The organism is Nostoc sp. CHAB 5715, from assembly GCF_020829685.1.
Taxonomy (GTDB): Bacteria; Cyanobacteriota; Cyanobacteriia; order Cyanobacteriales; family Nostocaceae; genus Nostoc.
In genome coordinates, this window is the sequence record NZ_JAIVFR010000875.1 from 1 (window position 1) to 3,209 (window position 3,209).

The window sequence follows — 3,209 nt, forward strand, 5'->3', positions numbered from 1 at the left end:
ATTAATCCTCGTTCAATGTTGGTTCCCTAACTGAGTTGATCAGTTTTTGCAGGGATAAAATTATTTCTGTCAAAAATCTTTAGATTACAGCGTTTTTCATCTATTTGAACAACGATACTTTGTAGGGGCGCATAGCTAGCTGTGCGCCATTACAGTATGTTTAATTAAGTGACATACTCCTACACTGACTGCAAGCAGTACAGTGTAGGCTTCTCACCCAATCCGGCTATTGCTTAGGAGGCGATGAGCTTTATTAAAGAGACGGAATGCCCTGCCGCCCCTAGTTATTAATTTTAACTTAGATTTGTTCGTTTCCTCCATGCCCTCCTTCCTCGCTTTCGCATTGGTCAGAGGACTGTCGTCAACTCACGCGCAATTCATGAGGCAGTGCGGTCCTGGGTTTCCCCAAATAGAGCAACTGCCGTCTCATCACCTCCCTAACGGGTAGGTGAGAGGCTTCTTGCTGATTAAGCTAAAAATAGCTGTAAAATACGGTAAGCCTGACGAATTACCGTTGATTAGTCTAACAGAACGCTTAAATAGTATATTACTTGCTTATATAATTGGAAACTCAAATAACTGCTTATGTCTGAACAATATCGTTTTGAAACCTTGCAAGTTCATGCTGGACAAGAATCGGCTCCCGGAACTAATGCTCGTGCTGTACCAATTTACCAAACGACTTCCTACGTTTTTGAGGACGCGGATCACGGAGCGCGGTTGTTTGCTCTCCAGGAATTTGGCAACATTTACACCCGGATCATGAACCCGACGACGGATGTATTTGAAAAGCGAATTGCTGCTTTAGAAGGGGGTGTAGCAGCATTAGCAACAGCTAGTGGGCAGGCGGCGCAGTTCTTGGCAATCAGTACGATCGCTCAGGCTGGGGATAATATTGTTTCCACCAGTTTTTTGTATGGGGGAACATATAACCAGTTTAAAGTATCTTTACCACGTTTAGGTATTAACGTCAAGTTTGTCCTGGGAGATGAGCCAGAAAGTTTCCGTCAGGCGATCGACGATCGCACCAAAGCGTTATACGTTGAAACCATTGGTAATCCGCAATTCAACATTCCCGACTTTGCAGCATTAGCTCACATTGCCCACGAAAACGGCATACCTTTAATTGTGGATAATACCTTCGGTGCTGGTGGGTATTTAGCTCGACCCATTGAACATGGTGCAGACATAGTAGTAGAATCTGCAACTAAATGGATCGGTGGGCATGGCACTTCCATTGGTGGTGTAATTATCGATTCGGGTAAATTTGACTGGGGTAACGGCAAGTTTCCCTTGTTTACCGAGCCAGCACCTGGTTATCATGGGCTGAATTTTCAAGAAGTCTTTGGCCCTAGTGGTTCCTTTGGTAACATTGCCTTTATTATCCGCGCCAGAGTCGAGGGGTTACGGGATTTTGGCCCGTCCTTGAGTCCATTTAACGCCTTTCTTTTACTGCAAGGATTAGAGACTCTTTCCTTACGTGTAGATCGGCATGTGAGCAATGCCCTAGAATTAGCTCATTGGTTAGAGCAGCAAGAGCAAGTATTATGGGTTAATTATCCGGGACTTCCTAATCACCCATATCATGAACGAGGGAAGAAATATCTTCGGCATGGGTTTGGGGGAGTTTTAAACTTTGGTATCAAAGGTGGATTGGAGGCGGGTAAAGCTTTTATTAATCATGTAAAATTGGCGAGTCATTTAGCAAATGTTGGTGACGCTAAAACCCTCGTTATTCATCCCGCTTCCACAACCCATCAACAGCTAAATGATGACGAACAGCTTTCAGCAGGTGTGACACCCGATTTGGTGCGAGTATCAGTGGGAATTGAACATATTGAGGATATCAAAGAAGATTTTGAGCAGGCATTTCGGCAAGTTAGGAGTTAATAAATGGGGAATGGGGAATGGGGAATGGGGAATGGGGATGGGGCATTGGTTATTAATTCTTCTCCCCCTGCTCCCCCTGCTCCCTCATCTCCCTCATCTCCCCACTCCCCACTCCCCACTCCCCACTCCCTATGATCTACTCAGACTTCATCTCACCGCAAACCCAGTTTTACCAGCTGACAGTGCCATTTCAACTTGAAGGCGGCGAAACATTAACTGGGGTTCAGGTTGCTTATCGCACCTGGGGACAGTTAAATGCCCAAGGCGATAATGGAGTACTGATTTGTCATGCGTTAACTGGTTCGGCTGATGCCGATGATTGGTGGGAACCTTTGTTTGGTTCAGGGAAAGCTTTTAATCCAGAACACGATTTTATTGTGTGCAGCAATATCTTGGGAAGTTGTTACGGCACAACTGGGCCAACTACTATCAATCCAATAACGGGAAAGCCTTATGGCGTATCCTTCCCTGAGATTACAATCCGAGATATGGTTCACCTGCAAGCTGTACTACTAGAATACCTGGGTGTTCAATCTCTGCGGTTAGTAATTGGCGGTTCACTTGGTGGAATGCAAGCACTGGAGTGGGCGTTATTATATCCAGAAAAGGTGGAAGGAATTGCACCCATTGCTGTTTCTGGAAGGCATTCAGCTTGGTGTATTGGATTAAGTGAAGCCCAAAGACAGGCAATTTATGCTGATCCAAACTGGCGAGGAGGGAACTACACCCTGGATGCGCCTCCAAACCAAGGACTCGCAGTTGCGCGGATGATGGCGATGTCTACTTACCGTTCTTGGGATAGTTTTACAATTCGCTTTGGGCGGCAGTATGATGCATCTGAGCAGTTTGCTATAGCCAGTTATTTACAGCATCAAGGTCAAAAGCTGACAGAACGATTTGATGCCAACACTTACATTACCCTCACCCATGTAATGGATCGCCATGATGTTGCACGCGATCGCACAGTTCCTAATTTATCAGATTATGAATCTGTTCTGCGAAGCATCCAGCAACCGACTTTAGTTGTCGCCATTGATTCTGATATCCTCTATCCTCCAGTTGAACAACAAGAATTGGCAAATTTAATCCCTAATGCTCAACTGGCTTGGCTCAAGTCAACCCACGGGCATGATGCATTTTTAATTGACATGGATGCATTGAATGAAATACTAATCTCTTTTCGGCAAAGTTTAGATTTACCAGCCGATCGCTTCCGGCTTGAATAGTCATTTTCCCTATTCTGTGCCTTTTTTTTAGTCTCTTGCAGTTTTGGTAACTCAGATAGGATTGCTATATCCGAACATCAGAGGAATGTGGGA

Annotated in this window: 2 protein-coding genes; both read left to right on the forward strand. The window is 45.0% G+C overall.

Annotated elements, in window-relative coordinates; genetic code table 11:
* The first annotated feature begins 585 nt into the window (after positions 1–585).
* A complete protein-coding gene (locus tag LC574_RS32935) occupies positions 586–1,890 on the forward strand; it encodes an O-acetylhomoserine aminocarboxypropyltransferase/cysteine synthase family protein (RefSeq protein ID WP_229457791.1) in 1,305 nt (434 codons plus the stop codon).
* A 131-nt stretch (positions 1,891–2,021) separates the two neighbouring features.
* Positions 2,022–3,116, forward strand: a complete 1,095-nt coding sequence (metX, locus tag LC574_RS32940) for a homoserine O-acetyltransferase (protein ID WP_229457792.1) — start codon at positions 2,022–2,024, stop codon at positions 3,114–3,116.
* The last annotated feature ends 93 nt before the right edge of the window (positions 3,117–3,209 follow it).

Excerpts from the sequence above, each read along its gene's own strand:
- LC574_RS32935 (WP_229457791.1), top strand. The coding sequence starts at position 586 with ATGTCTGAACAATATCGTTTTGAAACCTTGCAAGTTCATGCTGGACAA.
- metX (WP_229457792.1), top strand. The coding sequence starts at position 2,022 with ATGATCTACTCAGACTTCATCTCACCGCAAACCCAGTTTTACCAGCTG.